Source organism: Microbacterium sp. KKR3/1, from assembly GCF_021272365.1.
Lineage (GTDB): Bacteria > Actinomycetota > Actinomycetes > Actinomycetales > Microbacteriaceae > Microbacterium > Microbacterium aurugineum.
Genome location: NZ_JAJSDW010000001.1, coordinates 2108588 through 2131775, shown reverse-complemented (window position 1 = coordinate 2131775; position 23188 = coordinate 2108588). Strand labels below are relative to the sequence as shown.

21 protein-coding genes are annotated in these 23188 nt (G+C 68.9%); 15 read left to right on the top strand and 6 right to left on the bottom strand.

From position 1 onward, the window contains the following. Positions 1-42 precede the first annotated feature (42 nt). Entirely contained in the window at positions 43-759 is a 717-nt protein-coding gene (locus tag LVJ59_RS10175; protein WP_232762915.1) for a TetR/AcrR family transcriptional regulator, read from the bottom strand. A 162-nt stretch (positions 760-921) separates the two neighbouring features. Between LVJ59_RS10175 and LVJ59_RS10170 the strand changes: the two genes are divergently transcribed. The 12 genes from LVJ59_RS10170 to LVJ59_RS10115 all read left to right on the top strand — a co-directional run bounded on the left by LVJ59_RS10170 (position 922) and on the right by LVJ59_RS10115 (position 13895). Further along, entirely contained in the window at positions 922-2766 is a 1845-nt protein-coding gene (locus LVJ59_RS10170) for a S9 family peptidase (RefSeq protein WP_232762914.1), read from the top strand. A gap of 119 nt (positions 2767-2885) precedes the next feature. Next, the gene (locus LVJ59_RS10165) at positions 2886-4586 is read left to right on the top strand and encodes an ABC transporter substrate-binding protein (RefSeq protein WP_232762913.1); all 1701 of its coding nucleotides are present in this window, start codon (positions 2886-2888) and stop codon (positions 4584-4586) included. Between the two features lie 43 nt (positions 4587-4629). Further along, positions 4630-5595 carry an ABC transporter permease gene (locus tag LVJ59_RS10160; protein ID WP_232762912.1) on the top strand — a complete coding sequence of 322 codons (966 nt, stop codon included), beginning with the start codon at positions 4630-4632 and terminating at the stop codon, positions 5593-5595. Next, on the top strand, positions 5592-6494 hold the full coding sequence (locus LVJ59_RS10155; protein WP_131492742.1) for an ABC transporter permease: 903 nt from the start codon (positions 5592-5594) through the stop codon (positions 6492-6494). Before LVJ59_RS10160 ends, LVJ59_RS10155 begins: the two co-directional genes overlap by 4 nt. Further along, positions 6491-7498 (top strand): ABC transporter ATP-binding protein, encoded by a 1008-nt coding sequence (locus LVJ59_RS18095; RefSeq protein ID WP_232762911.1) that lies wholly within the window; start codon positions 6491-6493, stop codon positions 7496-7498. The genes LVJ59_RS10155 and LVJ59_RS18095 overlap by 4 nt, the downstream gene beginning before the upstream one ends. Then, positions 7495-8520 carry an ABC transporter ATP-binding protein gene (locus LVJ59_RS10145; protein ID WP_232762910.1) on the top strand — a complete coding sequence of 342 codons (1026 nt, stop codon included), beginning with the start codon at positions 7495-7497 and terminating at the stop codon, positions 8518-8520. The genes LVJ59_RS18095 and LVJ59_RS10145 overlap by 4 nt, the downstream gene beginning before the upstream one ends. Before the next feature lie 101 nt (positions 8521-8621). Next, positions 8622-9707 carry a tartrate dehydrogenase gene (locus LVJ59_RS10140; RefSeq protein WP_232762909.1) on the top strand — a complete coding sequence of 362 codons (1086 nt, stop codon included), beginning with the start codon at positions 8622-8624 and terminating at the stop codon, positions 9705-9707. Between the two features lie 149 nt (positions 9708-9856). Continuing rightward, on the top strand, positions 9857-10759 hold the full coding sequence (gene phnD, locus LVJ59_RS10135) for a phosphate/phosphite/phosphonate ABC transporter substrate-binding protein (protein ID WP_131493034.1): 903 nt from the start codon (positions 9857-9859) through the stop codon (positions 10757-10759). Further along, complete coding sequence (locus LVJ59_RS10130) at positions 10756-11652, top strand: phosphonate ABC transporter ATP-binding protein (RefSeq protein WP_232762908.1); 897 nt, start codon at positions 10756-10758, stop codon at positions 11650-11652. Before phnD ends, LVJ59_RS10130 begins: the two co-directional genes overlap by 4 nt. Next, positions 11636-12505 (top strand): phosphonate ABC transporter, permease protein PhnE, encoded by an 870-nt coding sequence (gene phnE, locus LVJ59_RS10125; protein WP_232762907.1) that lies wholly within the window; start codon positions 11636-11638, stop codon positions 12503-12505. The genes LVJ59_RS10130 and phnE overlap by 17 nt, the downstream gene beginning before the upstream one ends. Next, positions 12502-13269, top strand: a complete 768-nt coding sequence (locus tag LVJ59_RS10120; RefSeq protein WP_232762906.1) for a tyrosine-protein phosphatase — start codon at positions 12502-12504, stop codon at positions 13267-13269. The genes phnE and LVJ59_RS10120 overlap by 4 nt, the downstream gene beginning before the upstream one ends. Further along, a complete protein-coding gene (locus LVJ59_RS10115) occupies positions 13266-13895 on the top strand; it encodes a TetR/AcrR family transcriptional regulator (RefSeq protein ID WP_232762905.1) in 630 nt (209 codons plus the stop codon). The genes LVJ59_RS10120 and LVJ59_RS10115 overlap by 4 nt, the downstream gene beginning before the upstream one ends. 80 nt (positions 13896-13975) lie before the next feature. Here the strand turns inward: LVJ59_RS10115 and LVJ59_RS10110 are convergent, their stop codons facing one another. From LVJ59_RS10110 to LVJ59_RS10100, 3 genes are all read right to left on the bottom strand, one after another. Further along, positions 13976-14413, bottom strand: a complete 438-nt coding sequence (locus tag LVJ59_RS10110; protein WP_232762904.1) for a VOC family protein — start codon at positions 14411-14413, stop codon at positions 13976-13978. A gap of 37 nt (positions 14414-14450) precedes the next feature. After that, positions 14451-14801 carry a TraR/DksA C4-type zinc finger protein gene (locus LVJ59_RS10105; protein WP_232762903.1) on the bottom strand — a complete coding sequence of 117 codons (351 nt, stop codon included), beginning with the start codon at positions 14799-14801 and terminating at the stop codon, positions 14451-14453. Positions 14802-14905: 104 nt separating this feature from the next. Beyond that, a complete protein-coding gene (locus LVJ59_RS10100; RefSeq protein WP_232762902.1) occupies positions 14906-17452 on the bottom strand; it encodes an MMPL family transporter in 2547 nt (848 codons plus the stop codon). Between the two features lie 69 nt (positions 17453-17521). Between LVJ59_RS10100 and LVJ59_RS10095 the strand changes: the two genes are divergently transcribed. After that, positions 17522-18094: a TetR/AcrR family transcriptional regulator gene (locus LVJ59_RS10095; protein ID WP_131493047.1), complete on the top strand. Its 573-nt coding sequence runs from the start codon at positions 17522-17524 to the stop codon at positions 18092-18094. A gap of 152 nt (positions 18095-18246) precedes the next feature. Then, positions 18247-18789, top strand: a complete 543-nt coding sequence (locus LVJ59_RS10090; protein ID WP_308191512.1) for an AAA family ATPase — start codon at positions 18247-18249, stop codon at positions 18787-18789. Between the two features lie 15 nt (positions 18790-18804). Here the strand turns inward: LVJ59_RS10090 and LVJ59_RS10085 are convergent, their stop codons facing one another. Next, positions 18805-18945 (bottom strand): hypothetical protein, encoded by a 141-nt coding sequence (locus LVJ59_RS10085; RefSeq protein WP_165875457.1) that lies wholly within the window; start codon positions 18943-18945, stop codon positions 18805-18807. After that, the gene (purL, locus tag LVJ59_RS10080; protein ID WP_131493049.1) at positions 18942-21272 is read right to left on the bottom strand and encodes a phosphoribosylformylglycinamidine synthase subunit PurL; all 2331 of its coding nucleotides are present in this window, start codon (positions 21270-21272) and stop codon (positions 18942-18944) included. The genes LVJ59_RS10085 and purL overlap by 4 nt, the downstream gene beginning before the upstream one ends. A gap of 262 nt (positions 21273-21534) precedes the next feature. On the opposite strand from purL, the gene LVJ59_RS10075 reads away from it, so the two are divergent. Beyond that, a complete protein-coding gene (locus LVJ59_RS10075) occupies positions 21535-23160 on the top strand; it encodes a glucoamylase family protein (protein WP_232762901.1) in 1626 nt (541 codons plus the stop codon). Positions 23161-23188: the final 28 nt, after the last annotated feature.

Genomic DNA, 23188 nt, shown 5'->3' with positions numbered 1-23188 from the left:
TCAGGGCGTGTGTCCCTCCAGGCGCGCACACGGGCTCGGGTGTCAGGTCCCGGGAGCGTGCCGTTCGATGCTCTCCAGCAGCAGGTCGAGGGCGGTCTCCCAGGCACGCGGATCGCGCACCGCGGGGAGGGTGTCTCCGGCCCAGGTGATCGCGGGGAACTCTTCCGGGTCGAGCCGGCGGAAGTCCATCTGCCAGGTCAGCTCGTCGGAGTCCTGGACGTCGGAGGGGAGGGCGGTCAGGGCGGCCTGGATGCTGGACGCCGAGCGGATCAGCTGCCCGAGCGCACGGGCGTACAGCGCAGCCTGCTCACGGTCGTACCCGCCGCGGCGGAGAGCCCCGATCGAGAACTCCATCGACGAGAAGTCGGTAGGGCGGCGCAGCGCCATCTGCAACGCGAACTCCGGGTAGCGCATGTAGTGGTCGTGGATCAGGTGCGCCTGCCGTCGCAGGTCGTCGAGCCAGTCGTCGGTCGCCACCAGGCCGCCGCTGTAGGAGCGGGCGCGGAGGGTGTCGATCAGGGCGAGGAGCAGCTCGTCCTTATCGCGGAAGTGCCGGTAGATCGAGGTCGGGTGGGCGCCGAGCTCCTCGCCGATCGCCTGGAAGGTGAGCCGGTCGAGCCCCTCCCGTTCGACCACCCGGTCGGCGGCCGCGACGATGATGTCGCGGCTCAGGGAATCGCGGGCGCGGCGTGGGCGGGTGGTCGAGCTCGTGGCGCGTGTCGGCGTCTTCGCCGGTTCCGCGGCCTTCCGTGTCGCCATCGGGGCACTCCGTTCGTCGTCGCGTATCGGTCACGCAGAGATCACGGTACCCCACCGTCGTCACGGTGTCTGTCAGTGGCATCGACAAGGTGGCGGGACACTATCCGTATCGACTAGCCAGTGTTATAGTCAACGTCATTGACCAGGTGAGAAGGAGCAAGGATGCTGCAGAGCCCGGAAGAGCCGACGACGGATGCGGTCGAGGAGCGCTTCGCCGTGCCGTACCTCATGACCGTGCGCCCCGCCTCGGGCGCGGAAGACCTTGCCCTGGTCATCGAGAATCATCCGGACGGTGCTCGCGGACGCCTCTGGCATGCACCCGACGCCCCGGGGGAGCCGTTGCCCTTCGAAGTCAGCACGGGCGCGATCGTCACGAACGACGGACGGTGGATCGTCGACCTCGACGACGGCGGCGGCTCCGAGGTCGGGACCCTCGTCGCCACCTCGCTCGACGGTCGTGAGCGCGTCGCACTGACCCCCGGCCGCGAGCCCTACGTCCTGCGCGGCCTCACGATGTCGCACGACGGCTCCGCCCTGGTGGCCACCGTCGTCGATGAAGACGGCTTCCACGTGCTGGTGATCCCGGCGGCTCCGTGGGGTGAGCCGAAGGTCGTCTACTCCCACCCCGTCGAGGCCTGGTTCGGTCGGCCGTCGGCCGACGCCTCGCTGGTCTCGATCGACACGACCGCCCACAACCCCGGTATCCGTCGTCCGCTGATCACGGTGGTCGACGCCGTGAGCGGCACGCCCGTCGCCACGCTCGACGACCTGCCGGCCGGGCCGGTCCGCGCCGTCGGCTTCTCCTCGGAGGCCGAGGATGAACGCCTGCTCCTCAACACCGAGCGCAGCGGTTTCTCGCGTCCGGCCATCTGGCATGTCCGCACGGGCGAGCGGCACGACTTCGACCTGCCCCACCTCGCCGGAGAGGTGATCGCCCTCGACTGGAACGCCGCTGCCGGGCGGGTGCTCGCGCTGCACGTCGACGGCGGCATCCATCGGCTGCTGGAGCTCGACGAAGCCGACGGCACGGCACGGAGCGTGCTCGAAGGAGGGAGTTTCGCGGAGCCGGACGTCGCGAGCCTGCATCCGTACTACTGGACGTCGTACTACGCACCGGGGGGCACCGTGCGAGCGCTGCGCTCGAGTTGGGACGTGCCGCTGCGAGTGACCGAGGTCTCCGCCGACGGGCACGAGGCGACCCTCATCGCATCCGCGAAGGTCCCTCCCGGGCAGCCGCTCACGTCGACCCTCGTCACGAGCGCCGACGGCACCGCGGTGCAGCTGTGGTCGGGGCGTCCCGCGGGGCGCGCACCGATCGGCACCGTGCTCGAGATCCACGGCGGCCCCAACCTGGTCGCCGTCGATCACTACAACCCGTCCGCGCAAGCCTGGATGGATGCCGGCTTCGCCTACGCGTCGCTCAACTACCGCGGCTCGGTGACGTTCGGGCGTGCGTTCCGCGAAGGTTTCTGGAATGTCGGGGGCGACCGGGAGATCGAGGATGTCGCTGCGGCGATCGACTGGTTGCGCGCGCAGGGCCTCGCGGATCCGGCTTCCACGTTCATCACCGGGGCGTCCTACGGCGGGCACATGACGCTGCTCAGTGTCGGCCGTCTCCCCGGGCTGTTCGCCGGTGGCTTCGCCCACGTGGCGGTCGCCGACTGGTCGGTGACGATCGAGGCCATGAACCCCGCGGTGCGCACGGTGTGGAGTTCATGGGTCCCGCCCGAGCTCGTCGAACGCTTCTCGGCCATCACCTACCTCGACGACGTCACGGCCTCCGTCTGGGTCAATCAGGGCTCCGTCGACACCCGCACCCCGGTCATCGGAGTGCAGGGCTACGTCGATCGCCTGCGCGCCCGCGGCGGTGACGCCGTGCTCGAGATCTTCGAGGGCGGGCATGAGCCCACGGGTCTGAAGGGTGCCTCGCACGACCAGCGTCGCATGCACGAACTCGCCCTGCGGACCCTCGCCGGCGAGCGTTGGGACAACGAATCTCTCCACTAGTCACGAACATTGACTAAAAGGCTTGCTATCTTTTCCGGTCAGTCCTAGAGTCGGACCAATACCCGCACGACAGCACGTTCGCACTGTCCCTCAGTCGCACGATCACTGGAGATCCGTCCATGTCGAAATCACTGCTTCGCACCGCTGTACCCGCATCCTGCCGCGTGCTCATCGCCGCGCTGACCGTCACCGCGCTGGTCGGTTCCCTCGCCGCCTGCGCACCGTCGTCCGCGACGCCCGAACCCAGCGAGGTCGCCGTCGTCGACGGTGGCGAGCTCGTGATCGGCGCCGAGCAGGAGCCCGACTGCACCGACTGGATCGCCACGTGCGCCGGGTCGATCTGGGGCACCTACGTCATGCAGGTGCCGACCATGCCCGCCGTCTTCCAGACCCGCCAGGTCGATGAGGAATGGGTGCCCGTCCCCTCCGACCTCGTCACCGAGGAGCCGGTGGCCGAGGTCGCTGCCGACGGCACGCAGACCATCACCTACTCGATCAACCCCGAAGCGGTGTGGTCGGACGGCGAGCCCATCACCTCGGCAGACTTCGCCTACACCGCGCTGCAGATCCGTGACGGCGACGACATCTTCGACAAGACCGGCTACGACCGCATCACCGCCGTCGACACGAGCGATCCGCAGACCGCGGTCGTCACGCTCGACTCCGCGTATGCCGGATGGCGCACACTGTTCAGCGTCTACGGCATCATGCCGTCGCACCTGCTCGAAGGGCAGGACCGCGCCGCACTCATGACCGACGGCTACGACTTCAGCGGCGGCCCCTGGAAGATCGAGAAGTGGACCCGCGGCACCTCGGTCACCCTCGTGCCGAACGAGAACTACTGGGGTGAGAAGCCGCACCTCGACAGGGTGACCTTCCTGTTCCTGCCCGACACCACCGCGGCGTTCCAGGCGCTCAAGAGCGGTCAGGTCAGCGCGCTCTACCCCTCGCCGCAGCTCGACGCGCTCACCCAGATCGAGGCGGGTCTGCCCGGCATCCGGTCCCAGGTCGATGCGCGCAGCGGCAACCTCGAGGCGATCTGGCTGAACAACGCCGCCGCCCCCTTCGACTCGGTCGCGGTGCGTCAGGCGCTCGCGTACTCGATCGACCGCGACGCGATCGTGAAGCGCCTGTTCGGAAGCCTCGGCATCGAGGAAGCCCAGCAGAGCTTCAACTCCCCGATGGTCGCGCCGTTCGCCGCCGACGACTTCTCGCGGTACACGCTCGACCTCGACAAGGTCGACGAGCTGATGGAAGGCGACGGGTGGTCGAAGAACTCCGACGACGTGTGGGCGAAGGACGGCGAGACGGCCACCTTCGCGGTCAAGACCCTCGCCGGCAACAAGCGCCGCGACCTGACCGTGCAGGTGTTGCAGTCGCAGCTCGCGGATGCCGGGTTCGAGATGACGATCGACCAGGTGACGCCCGCCGACCTGTTCGGCACGACCGCGCCGCAGGGTGACTTCCAGGCCGGCCTGTGGGCTCTCGTGGACACGTTCCCGGACCCCACGCTCAGCTCGACGTTCTCCTCGGTCAACATCCCGAGTGAGGCGAACGGCTACTCCGGCATCAACTTCTACCGCGTCGACATCCCGGGCCTCGATGACCTGCTCGGCCAGGTCGACAGCGAGATCGACACGGATGCCCGCATCGCGGCGTCGCACGAGGGGGACGCGTTGATCGCGGAGAACGTGCCGTCGCTGCCGCTGGACACGGTGCCGAACGTGCTGCTGTGGAGTGAGACGGTCGGCGGCCCCCTGCAGATCAACCCGGTCGAGGGTCCGTTCTGGAACCTCGCCGAATGGGGTCTGGCCGGCTGACGCCGACCGGGTTCGAGAGCCAGGACAGGGACGGGGCGACGACGTGATCACCTTCATCACACGGCGAGTGCTGTACTCGGTGCCGGTGATCCTCGTCGCCTCGTTCATCCTGTTCTGGGCCGTGCGCTCGACGTTCGATCCGCTCGCGAAGCTCCGGCAGGCGCAGGATCCGACAGCGATCACCCGGGAGATCGAGCGGTTGGGGCTCGACCGTTCCATCCCCGAGCAGTACTTCCTCTGGCTGCGTGCGATGGTGACGGGCGACTGGGGGGTGAGCACCCGCACCGGCACTCCCGTGCTGCCCTTGATCGGCGAAGCGTTGTGGCCGACGCTCCAGCTCGCGTTCTGGGGGCTCGTCGTGGCCGTGCTGATCGCCGGAGGCGTGAGCGTCTATTCGGCCGTGCGGCAGTACTCGCTCGGCGACAACCTGCTCACCGGAGCCTCGTATATCGGTATCGCGATGCCGGCGTTCTGGTTCGGGCTGATCCTCATCCAGACCTTCGCGGTGTGGCCGAAGGAGCAGTTCGGGCTCAGCGAGCCGCCCCTGTTCTTCATCGGGTTGCACTCCCCGGGGCAGACCGGAGCGCTCGACTACATCCGCCATCTGGTGCTGCCGGTCGCCGCGCTGATGATCGCGCTCGTCGCGTCGTGGAGCCGGTTCGGGCGCGCGGCCATGCTCGATGCGCTGTCGAGCGACTACGTGCGCACCGCACGAGCCAAGGGCGTCCCGCGACGACAGGTCATCTGGCGGCATGCGGTGCGCAACTCCCTCGCGCCGTTCGTGACGGTCGTGGCGCTGGATGCCGCGATCCTGATCGGCGGACTCGTCGTGACCGAGCAGATCTTCGCGATCCCCGGCATGGGGCGGCTGTTCCTGCAGTCCCTGGTCGCCGGTGACGTGTTCGTGCTGCTGCCGTGGATGCTCGTGGTCGCGGTCGCGGTGGTCCTCAGCAACCTGATCGCCGACATCGCCTACGCGGTGCTCGACCCGAGAGTGAGGCTGTCATGAGTGGTGCAGGCATCGCCGGGAGCGAGGAGCTGCTCACCGAGCAGGACCCGCAGAAGGCTCCCACCCGCCAGCTGCTGAAGGGCTTCCTGCGGCACCGGCTCGGCGTCGTGAGCCTGGTGGTCCTCGTGGTCCTGGTGATCGCGTGCTTCGGCGCCGGTCTGATCGCGCCGTATGCGCAGGGACAGCAGGACCTGCTCCTCGGACCCACGCCGCCGTCGGCGGAGCACTGGCTCGGAACCGACGAGCTCGGGCGCGACTACTTCAGCGAGATCCTCTTCGCCGGTCAGGTGTCCCTCGCGATCGGGCTTGCGGTGGCGTTGCTCGCCACGCTCGTCGGCACGGCGGTCGGGGCGATCGCCGGCTACGTCGGCGGCTGGATCGGCGAACTGCTCATGCGCATCACCGACCTGTTCCTGATCGTCCCGGCGATCGCGCTGCTCGCCGTGATCCTGCAGGGGCTCGGGCCGTCACCCACGACGATCGTGTTCGCGCTCACGGCGCTGGGGTGGACGTACATCGCCCGCGTCGTCCGCGCGCAGGTGCTCTCGCTGCGGGAGAAGGACTTCATCGACGCGGCCAGGGGCATCGGCGCGTCGGGCCCGCGCATCGTCATCTCGCACCTGCTTCCGAACCTCGCGGGCGTGATCGCCGTCGCGATGAGTCTGGCCGTGGCCTCCTCGATCATCGCCGAGTCGACGCTCAGCTTCCTCGGCTTCGGGGTGCAGCCGCCGCAGACCAGCTGGGGTTCGATGCTGAGCCAGGCCGCCGGCTACGTCGGAACCCCCCAGGTGTACCTGCTGTACTTCCCCGGACTGTTCATCCTCGTGACGGTGCTGTGCGTGAATTTCATCGGCGACGGACTGCGCGATGCGCTCGACCCGCAGGGGAAGAACTTGTGAGCGGGCGGGAGGTGCTCCTCGCGGTCGAGGACGTGTCGATCAGCTTCCCGACCGATGCCGGGCTCGCCAAAGCGGTCGAAGAAGTCTCCTTCGTGCTGCACGAGGGCGAAACGGTCGGCATCGTGGGGGAGTCGGGCTCAGGCAAGTCGATGACCGCGATGGCGATCATGGGCCTGCTGCCGAAGAAGGCCGTCGTCACCGGGTCGATCCGTTTCCGCGGACAGGAGCTCGTCGGGCTCTCGGATGAGGAGCTCAGGGAGATCCGCGGCAACGACATCGCGATCGTGTTCCAGGACGCCCTGACCGCGCTCAACCCCGTCATGCGCGTCGGGGACCAGCTGATCGAGGCCGTGCGCGTGCACCGGCCGGAGTCGACGGCGGCCGAGCGCAGGACCAGGGCGGTCGAGCTGCTCGACCTGGTCGGCATCCCCTCGCCCGACCTGCGCGTCGACCGCTATCCGCACGAGTTCTCCGGCGGCATGCGGCAGCGCGTCATGATCGCGATGAGCATCGCGAACGAACCCGACCTGCTGATCGCCGACGAGCCCACGACCGCGCTCGATGTGACGGTGCAGGCGCAGGTGCTCGAGGTGCTGCGCGAGGTCCAGCGCCGGACCGGCACCACGGTGCTGCTCATCACGCACGACCTCGGGGTCGTCGCCGGCACCGCCGACCGCGTGCTCGTGATGTACGCGGGCGGGCTGGTCGAGACGGCCGACGTCGACCCGCTGTTCTACGAGACCGCGCACCCGTACACCGCGGGACTGCTCGCCTCGCTGCCGCGCATCGACCGGCGGGCGTCGCGGGACGAACGGCTTTATCAGATCGCCGGGCAACCCCCGGTGGCGACGGCCTGGCCGGTCGGATGCCGCTTCGCACCGCGCTGCGCCCACGCCGTGGTCGGCCTCTGCGACGTGGCCGTGCCCGCACCGGTCGCGGTCGGTGAAGAGCACACGGCCGCCTGCGTGCGGGTCGGCGAGTGGCAGAAGGAGATCGTCTCATGAGCGCGCCCCTCAGCGTCCCGGTCCGCAGCGCGGGCCTCACCGTGCAGGACCTCGTCAAGGAGTACCGCGTCGGCGGTGGTCTGTTCGGTCGGACCCGTGATGTGGTGCAGGCCGTGTCGGAGGTGAGTCTGTCGATCGAGGGCGGGCAGACCTTCGGGCTCGTGGGCGAGTCCGGATGCGGTAAGTCGTCCCTCGGACGCAGCGTCGCCCGTCTGCAGTCCAGCGACGGCGGGTCGATCCGTCTCGGCGAGGACGACATCACCCGGGTCGAGGGGACGCGCCTGCGGGCCCTGCGTCGCCGCGTGCAGTTCGTGTTCCAAGACCCGTACGCCTCGCTGAACCCGCGCAAGTCGGTGCGGGCGACCCTCACCGAACCGCTCGTGATCCACGGGCTGCACCGTGGGGACCACGACCGCCGCGTCGAAGAACTCCTCGCGCAGGTCGGGCTCGACCCCGCGCACGCCGACCGGTTCCCGCATGAGTTCTCGGGCGGACAACGGCAGCGTCTCGGCATCGCCAGGGCGCTCGCCGTGGAACCCGAGGTGATCGTGCTCGACGAGCCGGTCAGTGCGCTCGACGTCAGCGTGCAGGCGGGCGTGCTCAACCTGCTCGACGATCTGCAGCGCGACCTCGGGCTCACGTACCTCTTCATCGCGCACGACCTCTCCGTGGTGCGGCACCTCAGCGACCGGGTCGGGGTCATGTACCTCGGCCGACTCGTCGAGGAAGGACCCGTCGACGAGCTGTACGAGCGGCCGCTGCATCCCTACACCCAGGCATTGCTTTCGGCCATCCCGGTGCCCGATCCCCGAGCCGAGCGGGCACGCGAGCGCATCGTGCTCACCGGTGACGTGCCGAGCCCGGTGTCGCCCCCGAGCGGATGCCGCTTCCGCACCCGCTGTTGGAAGGCCACCGAGATCTGCGCCGAGGTCGTGCCCGTTCTCGAAGCGCCGACGGTTCTGACCTCCGCCCCCACCCATCGCGTCGCCTGCCACCACCCTGCCGAGCGCGACGTCCTCTGACCCCGCCCCGTGTGTTCCGGTCGCGATATGTCACCCAAAAAGCCCGAATCAGGTGACATATCGCGCCCGGAGCAGAGGGAATGTCCCGGAAGGAACCACCCATGACGACCACACACCGCATCGCCGTGATCGCCGGAGACGGCATCGGCCCCGAGGTCATGCCCGAGGGGCTGAGGGTGCTGCGAACCGCGGCCGCCCGCTTCGGCATCGCGCTCGAGTTCGAGGAGTTCGACTTCGCGAGTGCCGCGTACTGGCAAAGTCACGGACAGATGCTGCCGGACGACTGGTTCGAGACCCTCCGCGGATTCGACGCGATCTTCTTCGGCGCGGTCGGCTGGCCCGATGTCGTGCCCGATCACGTGTCCCTGTGGGGGAGTCTGATCCAGTTCCGCCGGGCGTTCGACCAGTACGTGAACCTGCGCCCGGTCCGGCTCATGCCCGGGGTGGTCTCCCCGCTCGCCGGACGCGCCCCCGGAGACATCGACTTCTACGTCGTGCGCGAGAACACCGAGGGCGAGTACTCCTCGATCGGCGGACGCATGTTCGAGGGCACCGACCGTGAGTTCGTGCTGCAGGAGACCGTGATGACCCGCACCGGCGTCGACCGGGTGCTGCGCTACGCGTACGACCTGGCGCAGCGCCGTGAGGCGAAGCACCTGACCTCGGCGACCAAGAGCAACGGCATCTCCATCTCGATGCCGTACTGGGACGAGCGGGTGGCCGCGGTGGGTGCCGACTACCCCGACGTGCGCCGCGACCAGTTCCACATCGACATCCTCACCGCGAACTTCGTGCTGCACCCCGACTGGTTCGACGTGGTCGTGGCCAGCAACCTGTTCGGCGACATCCTGTCCGACCTCGGACCCGCCTGCACCGGCACGATCGGCATCGCCCCGAGCGCCAACATCAACCCCGAAGGGGTCTTCCCCAGCCTCTTCGAACCGGTGCACGGCTCCGCGCCCGACATCGCGGGCCAGGGCATCGCCAACCCGATCGGCCAGATCTGGTGCGGCGCGATGATGCTCGACCACCTCGGATATCCGGAGGCCGGGGCCGCCGTGCTCGCCGGGATCGAAGACGTGCTGGCTCGTGGCGCGGATGCGGCACCGTTCACGCCGGACCTCGGCGGCACGGCCACGACGACGGAGCTGGGCGCGGCGATCGCGGAGGCCGTCGCCACCGTCTGAGCGGATCGCTGCACGCCGACCGGCCGACACCAGCCGTTCACGAATCGTTCCTTTCGGAGTACGGCGGTCTCGTAATTGCCCGTCACCTTCGGGAGTTGGAATACCGATGTTCTCGGAATTCCGAGGCATCTCCCTCCCGAAAGGTCATCATGCGCCGCTTCACCCTGCCCGTCGTCGGCCTCCTGGGCGTGGCCGCCCTCACCCTCACCGCCTGCCAGGGCTCGACCGCCGAGGCTGCACCCGCCGATCCCGACGCCCCTCTCACGATCGCCACGATCCCGGTCGGAGACGACCCCACCGCCGAGAACCCGATCGAGGTGTTCGCCGAGCTGCTGGAAGAGGCCACCGGTCGCACGGTCGAGATCACCGACGTGCCCGACTACCTCAGCGTCGTCGAGGCCATCCGCGCCGATCACGTCGACATCGGCATCATGAGCGGTTTCCCGTCCGCACTCGCCGTGAACACGGGTGAGGTGGATGCGCTGGTCGCGTTCGAGGGCGACGGCAAGCCGGTCTCGACCTGCGTGGTGCGGGAGGACTCGCCCATCCAGACCGTCGAGGATCTCGAGGGTGCGACCGTCGCCTTCGCCGACCAGGCCTCCAGCTCCGGCTACTTCATGCCCGTGTACATGCTGCACGAAGCGGGACTCGAGCAGGGCACCGACTACGAGGCGATCTTCGCGGGCGGACATGAGGGCAGCTTCGCCGCGCTCGAGCAGGGGCAGGTGGACGCCGCGTGCACCGCCATCATGCTCACCGAACTCGGTGCGCCGATGTTCCCCTTCGCGGATGGCGAGTGGCGCGCGGTCGGCGAGAGCCCTGCGATGGACATCCAGGGAGCCGTGCTGGGGCGTCCGTCCCTGGACGCCGAGACGCGCAAGGTCATCCAGGACGGCATCGCCGAGGTGTTCTCGCCCGCCAACGCCGAGCGTCTGGGCGCGTACGGGGCTTTCGCCGCCGCCCCGCAGACCGTCGACCCGAAGGCATCCGCCTTCACCTCGTTCGCCGAGATCGCCGCGGTTGCGGGTGTCGAGCTCGAGGACCTGAAGTGACGGTGGCCGCCCCGGCCGCGCGGCTGCGCGGCGCAAACGGAGAGGGTTCCGCCGCCGACGGGCGTGTTGCGGATCGACACGCCCAGGCGCGCGCAACTGATCTGCGTTTCGGCACCGACGCCCGCGCCGAAGGGCCCGTCGTCACGGTGCGCGGCCTGCGAGTCGCGTATGACACGACGACGGTGCTCCGCGGAGTCGACCTCGACCTGTTCCCCGGCGAGATGGTCGCCCTGCTCGGTGCGTCGGGTTCGGGCAAGTCGACACTCATGCGCAGCCTCACCGGGTTCGCCCCGATCTCGGCCGGCACAGTGCGGGTCGCGGGCTATGACGTCACGAACCTCGGTCGCGGCGAACTGCGCACCCTCCGCTCGGGGGTCGGCCAGGTGTTCCAGCAGTTCAACCTGATCCCGCGGCTCAGCGTGATGACGAACGTGCTCACGGGGGCACTGCACGGCGCGGGACCGATCAACCTCGCCGGCGGTTTCACCGGGGCCCATCGCCGACGGGCGCTCGAACTCCTCGATCGGGTCGGCATCGCCCACAAGGCGTCCGCTCCCGCGCGCTCGCTCTCAGGCGGGCAACAGCAGCGCGTCGCGATCGCCCGAGCGCTCATGCAGCAGCCCACGGTGATCCTGGCCGATGAACCGGTCGCCTCGCTCGACCCCCGGCTCGCCGGCTCGGTGCTCGACCTGCTGCGGGAGATCGCGACGCAGGACGGCATCCCGGTGCTGGTGAGCCTGCACGTGCTGCCCCTCGCCCTCGCGCACAGCGACCGGATCGTGGGACTGCGCCACGGCGAGATGCTCGTATCCGGGGCAACCTCGGGGCTGGATGCCACGGCGTTGGAAGCCCTGTACGACGACGAGGAGCACGGCGATGACGACGACCACTGAGCCCCGCACACCCGGTACACCCCGGACCGACCGGACCGACCGCACCGACCGTCCGCACCTCGACTCGGCGGAGCGCGCCCGCCTCGAAGCGGCGTTCCGGGTGCCGCGCGCCCGCTTCCTGATCGGGCTGCCGGTCGCCGTCCTGCTGCTGATCTGGTCGTTCAACGGCGCCCAGTTCAACTTCGTGAAACTTGGTGAGGGCGCGGTCAACATGGGCGAGTTCCTGTCGCGCCTGTTCCCGCCCGACTTCTCGAAGATCGGCACCATCCTCGCCCTCCTGCTGGAGACGTTCCAGATGGCCGTGGTCGGCACGGTCCTCGGTGCGGTCCTCTCGCTGATCGTCGCGTTCGGAGCCACGTCGACCCTCGCGCCCAGGTGGCTGTACTACCCCACACGCTGGGTGATGAACATCATCCGCTCGGTCCCCGACCTGGTGTTCGCGCTCATGTTCGTCTCGGCTGTCGGGCTGGGTCCGTTCGCGGGCATCCTGGCCATGACGCTCGGTTCCATCGGGTCGATCGGCAAGATCTTCGCCGAGGCGATGGAGCAGGTCGACCGCGGACCGGTGGTCGCCATGCAAGCGGTCGGCGCCTCGAAGCGGCAGGTCATCCAGTACGGCGTCCTGCCGCAGGCCGCGCCCCTGCTCACCTCCTACACGCTGCTGCTGTTCGAGGGCAACGTGCGCGGCGCGACCATCCTCGGACTCGTCGGCGCCGGAGGCATCGGGCTCGAACTGACCACGGCCATGCGCATGTACGACTACGGCCACCTCAGCGCCATCATCATCTGCATCATCGTGCTCGTCACGGTGATCGACCAGGGCAGCGCCCTCATCCGAAGGAGAATCACATGACCCTCATCGACACCGACCTCGTCCTCAGTGCCCCGGTCAACCTGCGCGATCTCGGAGGCATCGCGATCGACGGCGGTGTGCTCCGTGAGGGGGTCGCCATCCGCGCCGACGACCTCGCCTACGTGACCCCGCAGGCCGCGGACCAGCTCATCGATCGTGGGCTCACCGCGATCATCGATCTGCGCTCGCCGCGGGAGGCTTCCCTCACCGGCCGTGGCCCGCTCGGCGCGCATCCGGTCGCGTACCACCACCTGCCGCTCATCGCGGATGTGGGGGAGACGATGGATCGCGAGCAGCCGGCGCTCACGCATGAGGCGATGGGACTCATGTATCAGCGCATGGCCGAGAGCGCGGCGCCCCAGCTGGTGATCGCGCTCAACGTGATCGCGCACACGCCCGGTGCGGTCGCCTTCCACTGCGCCGCCGGCCGAGACCGCACCGGTGTGCTCGCGGCCATGCTGCTGCTCGTGCTCGGCGCGGCCGACGACGACATCGTCGCGGACTACGCGCGCACCGGCGACAACATGGTCGCGATCATGGCGCGCACGGCCCCGGTGATGGGGGCGATGTGGAAGGCACTCGGCTTCGACGCCGATGCCCTCGAGAAGACGTCGTCGTTGTTGGAGGGCTCGATGGACGTGTCGATGCGCAGTCTGCTGGACACCCTCCGCGCGCAGCACGGTGACCCGCTGACGCCGCTGCGCGCCGCGGGACTCTCCGATGCCACGATCGCCCGACTCCGTGCCAAGGCCCTGGCCGCGTGACCGTCTTGGAGAGGGAGGCCGGGGCTGCGGTCCGCCGCCGCCCCGGTCGACCGCGTGACGAGGAGCTCGATGGGCAGATCGTCACGGCGACGCTCGAGATCATCGATGCGGGCGAGGAGGTCACGGTGTCGCGTGTGGTCGCCCGCAGCGGAGTGAGTCGGGCGGCGCTGTACCGACGCTGGCCCTCTCTGACGCTGCTGATCGCCGCCGCGCTCGACGTCGGGCGCGAGGTGCCGCCGGAGTACCCGGTCGATGCCGATCTGCACGAGATCCTGCTCGCGGGGCTCGGGCTCGGGGCCGACGGTGTGGCGCCCTCGGCCCCCGGCTACTCCGAGGCGCGATTCCGGCAGCGCATCCGTCTGGTGATGGCCGATCGTGCGCTGCAGAAGACGTACTGGCAGTCGCATGTCTCGCGGCGCCGGGTACCGCTGCAGAACGCGCTACGGACGGGCATCGCGCGCGGCGAGCTGCGGGCCGACCTCGATGTGGAGGCCTGCTTCGACGCCATCGCCGGTGTCGCGTACTACCAGCTCGTCGTGCGCGGCGACCGGGTCAGCGATCCTGCGGTGGTCGAGCGGATGCGCGCCGCGATCGAGGTGATCTGGCGCGGGATGGTCGCTGCCTGACGTGAGTGCCTCGTTGCGGGATCGAAAACGCGCCTCCGCCGGGGGTTTCCGGTGCGGTTTTGATCCCGCAACGGCCGCGCTCAGCTCTTCGTAAGGTCTTGCGCGAACATCACGAGGATGCCGCTCGGGCCGCGCAGGTACGTGAGCTTGTAGAGGTCCTGATATGTCGCGACGCCGCGGAGCGGGTGGAATCCGTGGCGGGCGGCGATGGCGAGGGACTCGTCGATGTCGTCGACGGAGAACGCGATACGGTGCATCCCGATCTCGTTCGGAAGCGTCGGGTTCGTGTCGATCGCATCGGGGTGGATGTACTCGAACAGCTCGATCTGGCCGCGTCCGTCCGGTGTCTGCAGTACCGCGATCTTGGCGTGGTTGCCGTCGAGCCCGACGGCGGTCGCCGCCCACTCTCCGCTGACTTCGTCGCGGCCGAGCACGGTGAGACCGAGGTCGGTGAAGAAGGAGATGGTGGCTTCCAGGTCGCGGACCGCGATGCCGACGTTCTCGAGGGTGATGGGCATGACGGGATGCTACTCGGGATCGCCGCGCACGTCAGGGCTAGCCTCCGAGTTTCTCGGCGCAGGCGACGCAGTACTCGGCGAAGGGCCGTGCCTCGAGGCGGCCCGCGGGGATGGGGCGTCCGCAGTTCGCGCAGAGGCCGTAGGTTCCGGCACCCACCCGGGCCAGCGCGTCGTCGACCTGCCGGAGTTCGGATGCCGCGGCCTCGGCGAGTCCGGTCAGGCGCGACCACTCCGACGACAGGGTGACGCCCTCGGGGTCGTGCTCGTCGTCGTCGTTGGAGCCCTCACGGTCGTGCGTGAGCTCGTCGAGCGTCGCAGCGGTGGCCTGCACGCGCGCCTCGGCCCGAGCGCGCAGTGCGAGCAGGCGATCACGGGCGTCGGCGGTCATTCGACCACTCTAGGCACCGGGGGCTGCCCTCGGCTCGAATCGCGCAACGGGCTCGATACTGCGCCGGGATCGAACCATTCACGCGATTCGAACGGCGGGAGAAGCTACACCGTCGGGGTTCGCGTCGGTACCGAGTCGGTCGTGGTCGGCACGGCCACCGCCTTCATGCCGGGGTGGTCGCGTTCGAGCGCGGCACCTTCCATGTCGACGTTCGGCAGCAGGCGGTCGAGCCAGCGCGGCAGCCACCACGCCGAGCGTCCGAGCAGGTGCATGAGGGCGGGCATGAGCAGCATCCGCACCACGAAGGCGTCGAGCAGCACGCCGAACGCCAACCCGAATCCGATCGAGCGGATGATCGTCGACTCCGAGAAGATGAACCCGCCGAACACCGACACCATGATGAGCGCGGCAGCGATCACAACCGAGCGGCCGGCGCGGAAGCCCTGGGCGACGGCATCCCGCGCCGAGGCCCCGTGCACATACGCCTCGCGCATGCCGGAAGCGAGGAACAGCTGATAGTCCATGGCGAGCCCGAACAGGATGCCGACGAGGATCACGGGCAGGAAGCTCAGGATCGGTCCGGTGCTGTGCAGCCCGATGATCTCGGCGCCCCAGCCGAACTGGAACACGGCCACGATCAGCCCGTAGGTCGCGAACAGGGAGAGGACGAACCCGCCCGTGGCGATGATCGGCACGAGCAGCGACCGGAATACCACGATCATGATGAGCAGGGAGAGCCCGACCACGACCACGAGGTACAGAGGCAGGACTCCCGCCAGGGCTTCCGAGATGTCGATGTTGATCGCGGCCTGACCTGCCACACCGAGGGTGATCCCGTCGTCGATCGCCGGCATCGAGCGCAGGTCCTGCACGAGTGTCTCGGTCGACGCGCTGTTCGGTCCCTCCTCCGGCACGACCTGGAACGCGAGCAGGGTGTTGTCGTCGGAGGTCGCGATCGGTGCGACGGCGACCACGTCATCCTGGTCGGCGATGGCCTGCGCGATCGTGACCTGCGTGGCGAGCAGGTCGTCGTCGCTGACCGCATCGTCCAGGGTCGCGGTGACGAGCAGAGGGCCGTTCGCGCCCGCGCCGAACTGTTCGTCGACGGTCTGGAAGGCGCGGTAGCTGGTGGAGTCGCTCGGCTCGCTCGAACCGTCCGGCAGTCCGAGTCGCATCGACATCGCGGGGATCGCGATGATCAGCAGGGCGACGACACTCACGACGGCGGTGACCACGGCTCGGAGCGTCGACATGCGCTTCACCGGCTTGCCCGCGGCGTGCTCCTCGCCGATCGTGCCGCGCGCGCGGCGGCTGAGCAGGCGCGGACCGACGAGGCCGAGGATGGCGGGGGCGAGGGTGATCGCGACGAGCACGGCCACCGCGACGCACACCGCGCCGACCGTTCCCATGAGGCCGAGGAAGGGGACGCCGGTGACGTTGAGAGCGAGGAGGGCGACGATCACGGTCGTGCCGGCGAAGACGACGGCCGTGCCGGAGGTTCCCGTCGCGAGCCCGATCGACTCGCGCACCGGGACACCGGCGAGCAGTTGCTTGCGGTGTCGGTTCACGATGAACAGGGAGTAGTCGATGCCCACCGCGAGGCCGAGCATGACACCGAGGACCGGGGTCACCGAGGCCATGTTCACCACGCCCGAGAACGCGAGGGATGCCGTCACGCCGACGCCCACACCGACGATGGCCGTGACGATCGGGAGGGCGGCGGCGAGGAGCGAGCCCAGCATCACGATGAGGACGATCGCGGCGAACGCGAGACCGACAGCCTCTCCGACGCCGAAGATCTCCGGGACGCCCTGTGCGATGTCGGTGCCGAAGTCGACGTCGACGCCGTCGATCGGTGCGGACTCGAAGTGGTCGATCGCGCCCTGCTTCACCTCTTCGGAGAGCTCGAGACGCGGGTCGACGAAGGAGATGTTGACGATGGCGGTCGATCCGTCTTCGGAGACCACGCCGATGCCGTCCGAGAGGTCGAGGAGGGTCGTGCCCAGCTCGACCTGATCGGAGTTCTCGTCCAGTTCGATTCTCTTCGACGCGAGAGTCGCCTGCTGGGCCTCGAGTTCGGCCACCTGTGCGTTCAGCGCGGCCAGCTGCGCATCGAGGGCGGCCAGCTGCTCGGGGCCGGCTCCGGACTGCTCCGCCTGGGCGCGGGCGGCGGTGAGCTGCGCGATCCCGGCATCGAGCTGAGCCCTGCCGTCATCGAGCTGGGTCTGGGCCGCATCCAGCTGCGTGCGGCCGTCGGTGATCTGCGCCTGACCGTCGGCGAGCTTCTGCGCCTGCTCGTCCTGCTGCTGCTGCGCGTCGAAGGGGTCGATCACCCGGGCGACGCCGTCGAGGTCCTCCGCGCTCACGGCGAGGTCGGAGATCTCCTGCTTCTGCTCGTCGGTGAACGGCGATCCGTCTTCGGTCCGGTAGACGACGGTGCCCGTGCCGCCGGCGGTGTCGGGGAGCTTGTCAGCGAGCTCGTCGGTCACGGCGCCGGAGGCGGTGCCGGGGATGTCGAAGCTGTTGCTCAGCGTGCCGCCGAGGGTGAGGAAGGCACCGACGCCGAGGCCGAGGATCACGACCCACGAGACGATCACCTTCCAGGCCTTGCGCGCAGCGAACGAACCCAGACGGTACAGCAGTGATGCCACAGTGGTCTCCTTCAGACTCAAAGATCATACGGCACGTCTCGTCTAGGGATCTGTGGCTATCCTGAGTCCATGGTCAACGAGCATCGCAGCGGGCCCGTGCGCAGCACAGCGGCGCGCGAAGCGATCCTCGACGCGACCTCCCGCCTGTTCCACGCCCAGGGGTACGACCGGCTCACGATCGAGGGCATCGCCAAGGAAGCCGGGGTGGGCAAGCAGACCATCTACCGCTGGTGGCCGTCGCGGGGTGCGCTGATCGCGGACTGCCTGGTCGACGGGCGCCTCATCCCCGTCGATTTCGTCGTGCCGGACACGGGTGACCTGTTCGCCGACGTCGAAGCATGGCTGCAGTCGGTCTTCCGAATCCTCGAGACGACGCAGGGTCAGGCGTTGCTGCAGTCGCTGGTCGCCGCCGCCGCGGAGGATGCCGCGGTCGGCGCTCACCTCGGGGGGAGCCTCGGCGTCGAGCAGCATCTCTCCGAGCGTCTGCGCGGCGGGATCCGCGACGGCGAGCTGCCGGAAGACGCGCCTGTCACGCAGATCGGTCGGGCGATCCTCGGGGCGATCATCGTGGAGTCGCTCGGCCGCGAGAGCCACGGACCCGGCGGGATCATCGAGCTGATCCGGTACCTCTTCACGCGCTGAGTCGCGCGCGTGCCGTGCGGATGTGATTGCCGACCACCCTGTGACGACCCGAGCCGAGGATTCGGCCTGTCAAGATCTCACAAACTGACGACTGATTGTCTCCCAAACTGACGACTGATAGCCTCTCAAACTGACGACTCGTTTGCTATCGCATCGTCGACGAAGAGCTCGATGCCGCGCTGTCGCGCGCGGGTGCTGTTCTCATCGAAGGCCCGAAAGCGTGTGGGAAGACAGCTACGGCAAAGCGCCGGGCGAACAGCGTCGTTCATATAGATGCAGACCCCGCCGTCTCCGCACAGATGGCGGTGGATCCTTCGCTGGTTCTCGAAGGCGAAGTTCCTCGTCTCCTGGATGAATGGCAATTGCAACCGAGGCTCTGGGACGCCGTACGGAGAGAAGTCGACGAGAGATCGCGACGAGGACAATTCATCCTGACCGGCTCGACCGCCCCGGCGTCGGACGCACGCAGGCATTCAGGGGCCGGCCGTTTCGCTCGACTGCGGATGAGGACGATGACGCTCGCGGAAAGCGCCGACGGCGACGCTGCTGTGTCCCTCCGTCGTCTTCTTTCTGGGGAGGCCCCGCGGCAGGGTGCGGCACCTCTCGACTTCGACGGTCTTCTGACCCGTATGGCCGTCGGTGGATGGCGTGTGGACGGAGTCAACGTCGTAGCTCTACCATCGCTGGGCAAGTGACAGGCGGGCTCGTCCTCAGCCGAGGAGCAGCGTCAGCACCGTCGCGCCGCCACCGGCGAGGATCAGCGCGATGATGACCGTCCACGCGACGATGCGGATGCGCCGGTTGCGCTTCTCGCCGAGGTCGCCGTAGTCCTCGCTCAGGTTGTCGCTCATGCGCTGACCTCCGTGACGGTCGGACCGAAGTAGGACGGGAGCGTGGCCTGCGAGCGCTCGCGGAGCTCGGCGACCGAGACGGTGAAGACGCCCTGGACCTCGAGCTTCGCGCCCTCGTCGTCCGTCACGCCGATGCGCATCACCGGGTAGTCGCGTCCCTCGCAGAGGCCGCGGAACTTCACGTCGTCCTCACGGGGCACGGTCACCAGCACGCGGCCGGTCGACTCGGAGAACAGCGCGGATGCGGCATCCACCCCATCGCGCTCGATGATCTCGTTCAGCCAGACGCGGGCGCCGACGCCGAAACGCATGACGCCCTCGGCGAGGGCCTGCGCGAGGCCACCCTCGGAGAGGTCGTGCGCCGAGGAGATCAGCCACTCGTCGCGAGCTGCGGAGAGCAGACCGGCGAGGCGCTTCTCCGCCGCGAGGTCGACCGCAGGCGGCAGACCGCCGAGGTGCTGGTGAACCACGTCCGCCCACGCGGAACCCGAGAGCTCGGTCGAGGTGGTGCCGAGCAGGTAGATGTTCTGGCCCTCGTCCTGCCAGCCGGAGGGGATGCGGCGCGAGACGTCGTCGATGATGCCGAGCACGCCGACCAGCGGGGTCGGGTGGATCGGCACGTCGCCGGTCTGGTTGTAGAACGAGACGTTGCCGCCGGTGACCGGGGTTCCCAGCTCGTAGCATCCGTCGGCCAGGCCGTCGACCGTCTGGCCGAACTGCCACATGACCTCGGGGTTCTCGGGCGAGCCGAAGTTGAGGCAGTCGGTGATCGCGGTCGGCACAGCACCGGTGACGGCGACGTTGCGGTACGCCTCGGCGAGGGCCAACTGCGCTCCTGCGTACGGGTCGAGCTGGCAGTAGCGGCCGTTGGCGTCGGTCGAGACCGCGAAGCCGAGGCCGGACTCCTCGTCGACGCGGATCATGCCGGCGTCGTCGGGGAAGCTCAGTGCGGTGTTGCCGAGCACGTAGTAGTCGTACTGGTTGGTGATCCAGCTCGTGTCGGCGAGGTTCGGCGAGGCGACGATGTCGAGGAACTGCTCGCGCAGCGTCTCCGGGTCGTTCGAGCGGGGGAGGTTCTCGGCGGCGTCCGCCTGGAGGGCGTCGATCCATGTCGGGTACGCGACCGGGCGGTCGTAGACGGGGCCGTCGACCGCGACCGTCGAGGGGTCGACGTCGACGATGCGCTCGCCCTGCCAGTCGATGATGAGGCGTCCGTCACCGGTGACCTCGCCGAGCACGGAGGTTTCGACCTCCCACTTGTTCACGACCTCGAGGAACGCGTCGAGCTTCTCGGGCGCGACGATCGCCATCATGCGCTCCTGCGACTCCGACATGAGGATCTCCTCAGCCGTGAGCGTGGGGTCGCGCAGCAGGACGTTGTCGAGCGAGACCTTCATGCCGCTGTTGCCGTTGGCCGCCAGCTCGCTGGTCGCGCAGGAGATGCCGGCGGCGCCCAGGTCCTGGATCGCCTCGACGAGCTCGCCGCGGTACAGCTCGAGGCAGCACTCGATCAGCACCTTCTCGGCGAAGGGGTCGCCCACCTGCACCGCGGGGCGCTTGGTCGGCCCGGTGGAGTCGAAGGAGTCGGAGGCGAGGATGCTCGCGCCGCCGATGCCGTCGCCACCCGTGCGGGCACCGAACAGGACGACCTTGTTGCCGACGCCGGTCGCGTTGGCGAGCTTGAGGTCCTCGTGACGCAGGACGCCCACCGCGAGCGCGTTCACGAGCGGGTTGGCCTGGTAGACGGCGTCGAAGACCGTCTCGCCGCCGATGTTCGGGAGGCCCAGGCAGTTGCCGTAGAAGCTGATGCCGCTGGTCACACCATGCACGACGCGGGCGGTGTCAGGATGGTCGACCGCACCGAAGCGCAGGGCGTCCATGACCGCGACCGGGCGGGCGCCCATCGAGATGATGTCGCGGACGATGCCGCCGACGCCGGTCGCCGCACCCTGGAAGGGCTCGATGAACGACGGGTGGTTGTGCGACTCGGCCTTGAAGGTGACGGCCCAGCCCTCGCCGACGTCAACGACGCCCGCGTTCTGGCCCATGCCGACCATGAGGCGTTCCTTCATCTCGTCGGAGACCTTCTGGCCGAAGCGGCGCAGGTAGTTCTTCGACGACTTGTAGGAGCAGTGCTCCGACCACATCACGGAGTACATCGCCAGCTCGCCCGAAGTGGGGCGACGGCCGAGGATCTCCTTGATGCGCTCGTACTCATCGGGCTTGAGTCCGAGGGCCCCGTAGGGCTGCTCCTTCTCGGGCGTCGCGATCGCGTTCTCGACGGAGTCGGGGACGTGCTGGGGGGAAGGTGCAGGGGCGGTGGTCACGCGCACTCCAAGGGAAGGGGCCGGCGGGGCATGTTCAGTCTACCGGCGCGGGTTCGGCGTGCATTGCGGGTGCAACAACGCTCCGTGGAAGGCCGTGTCCGGAGCGTTTTCGATCCCGCCACGGGTCGACGGATCCCCTGGAATGGGGGTTGTAGCGAGAAAACCGTTCACATGAACGGTTTTCTACGCTATGGTCGGTGCACGGCGCAGCGAGGCGTCGCCTGAGCGGGGCAGAGCTGTCCTGTGGAACGGAGCAGAGCACATGAACGACCGTCGAGCCTTCGACCGGCGCACCTTTCTCGTGGCCGGGGCGGCCTCGCTGGCGACCGTCGCGATGACTCCCGCGCTCCCGGCTGCTGCCGCACCCGTCGAGTCGCCGGTCGCGGCGCCCGCTCTTCTTCGCGGCGGCCTGAACGCGCAGACACGCAGATTCGACACGCGCCAGGTGCGGGGGTGGGCGGCCGACACCTGGCGGAGCCTCGTCGCGATGACCGACCGGAGCACCGGCCTCCCCGCCGACAACATCACCGAGGGACTCAGCGCCGGGGAGCGCTCCGGCTACACGTCTCCGACGAACATCGGTGGCTATCTGTGGTCGACGCTCGTCGCCCGAGAGCTCGGCCTCATCTCGCGGGGCGAAGCGACCGGGCGTCTCATCCGCACCCTGAAGACCCTCGACCGCATGGAGCATCACGCCCCGAGCGGCATGTACTACAACTGGTACGACGAAGCCACGGGCAAGGCGCTGCGAACGTGGCCCGATTCGGGCGATGCCATCCATCCTTTCTGCTCCAGCGTCGACAACGGATGGCTGGGTGCCGCGCTGCTCACGGTGAAGAACGCGGATCGGGGCGCGGCGCACTGGGCGTCCAAGGTCTTCGACCGGATGCGCTGGGACGCGTTCTACAACGACAACAGCGACCCCGAGCACCCGGTGCGCGAGGGCGGACTCATCCACGGCGGCTTCTTCCCCTTCGACCACGACCGGCCGGGCGGCGTCTACCGGGGCACGCACGTCGGCCGCGAACCGGTGTGGCTGACCACGCACCACTACGACACCGTGGTGTCCGAGACGCGCATCACCACCTATCTCGGGATCATCACGGGACAGATCCCCGGAAAGCAGTACTACGCGTCCTGGCGCACCTTCCCGGCCTCCTGTGACTGGTCGTGGCACGAGATGCAGCCCGTGGGTGAGAGTCGCACCTACTTCGGTCTCGATGTCTACGAAGGCGCGTACACCTACCGCGGGATGCGCATCGTGCCCGGCTGGGGCGGCAGCATGTTCGAGGAGCTCATGCCCGACGTGTTCGTGCCGGAGGCTCGGTGGGCACCCGGGAGCTGGGGGCGCAATCACCCGCTGCACGTGCGGGCGCAGCGCGAGCACGGTCTCGAAGAGGCCGGCTACGGCTATTGGGGGTTCAGCCCGTCGAGCAACCCCGCAGGCGGGTACCGCGAGTACGGCGTCGACGCGCTCGGACTCAATCCCGACGGCTACCTGTCCGACCAGGAGGGAACGAATTTCGACCCCGGCTTCGGCGACTGCCGGCCGGCGACGAACCCGAAACCGACGTACGGAGACGGCGTGGTCACCCCGCACGCCGCGTTCCTCGCGATGATGCACGAGCCGGCGGAGGCGTTCACGAACCTCGTGAACATCCAGCGGGACTTCGACGCGTACGGGCGCGGCGGCTTCTTCGACGCCGTCGCCGTGCGATCGGGCACGGTCGCCCGTCGTCACCTCTCGCTCGATCAGGCGATGGTGATGGGCGCGATCGGCAACGTGCTCTGTGACGGCGTCGTCCGTCGAGGCTTCGCGACGCGGGCCGTCGAAAGCCGGCTCCGCCCGGTCATCGGTATCGAGAGGTTCGGTGCCGGACGCGCCTGAGCAGCGTCCGCCAGGCGTCGACGAGAAG

Coding starts and splice junctions, on each gene's coding strand:
- LVJ59_RS10175 (WP_232762915.1), bottom strand. CDS start 759: ATGGCGACACGGAAGGCCGCGGAACCGGCGAAGACGCCGACACGCGCC.
- LVJ59_RS10170 (WP_232762914.1), top strand. CDS start 922: ATGCTGCAGAGCCCGGAAGAGCCGACGACGGATGCGGTCGAGGAGCGC.
- LVJ59_RS10165 (WP_232762913.1), top strand. CDS start 2,886: ATGTCGAAATCACTGCTTCGCACCGCTGTACCCGCATCCTGCCGCGTG.
- LVJ59_RS10155 (WP_131492742.1), top strand. CDS start 5,592: ATGAGTGGTGCAGGCATCGCCGGGAGCGAGGAGCTGCTCACCGAGCAG.
- LVJ59_RS10145 (WP_232762910.1), top strand. CDS start 7,495: ATGAGCGCGCCCCTCAGCGTCCCGGTCCGCAGCGCGGGCCTCACCGTG.
- LVJ59_RS10140 (WP_232762909.1), top strand. CDS start 8,622: ATGACGACCACACACCGCATCGCCGTGATCGCCGGAGACGGCATCGGC.
- phnD (WP_131493034.1), top strand. CDS start 9,857: ATGCGCCGCTTCACCCTGCCCGTCGTCGGCCTCCTGGGCGTGGCCGCC.
- phnE (WP_232762907.1), top strand. CDS start 11,636: ATGACGACGACCACTGAGCCCCGCACACCCGGTACACCCCGGACCGAC.
- LVJ59_RS10120 (WP_232762906.1), top strand. CDS start 12,502: ATGACCCTCATCGACACCGACCTCGTCCTCAGTGCCCCGGTCAACCTG.
- LVJ59_RS10110 (WP_232762904.1), bottom strand. CDS start 14,413: ATGCCCATCACCCTCGAGAACGTCGGCATCGCGGTCCGCGACCTGGAA.
- LVJ59_RS10105 (WP_232762903.1), bottom strand. CDS start 14,801: ATGACCGCCGACGCCCGTGATCGCCTGCTCGCACTGCGCGCTCGGGCC.
- LVJ59_RS10095 (WP_131493047.1), top strand. CDS start 17,522: ATGGTCAACGAGCATCGCAGCGGGCCCGTGCGCAGCACAGCGGCGCGC.
- LVJ59_RS10085 (WP_165875457.1), bottom strand. CDS start 18,945: ATGAGCGACAACCTGAGCGAGGACTACGGCGACCTCGGCGAGAAGCGC.
- LVJ59_RS10075 (WP_232762901.1), top strand. CDS start 21,535: ATGAACGACCGTCGAGCCTTCGACCGGCGCACCTTTCTCGTGGCCGGG.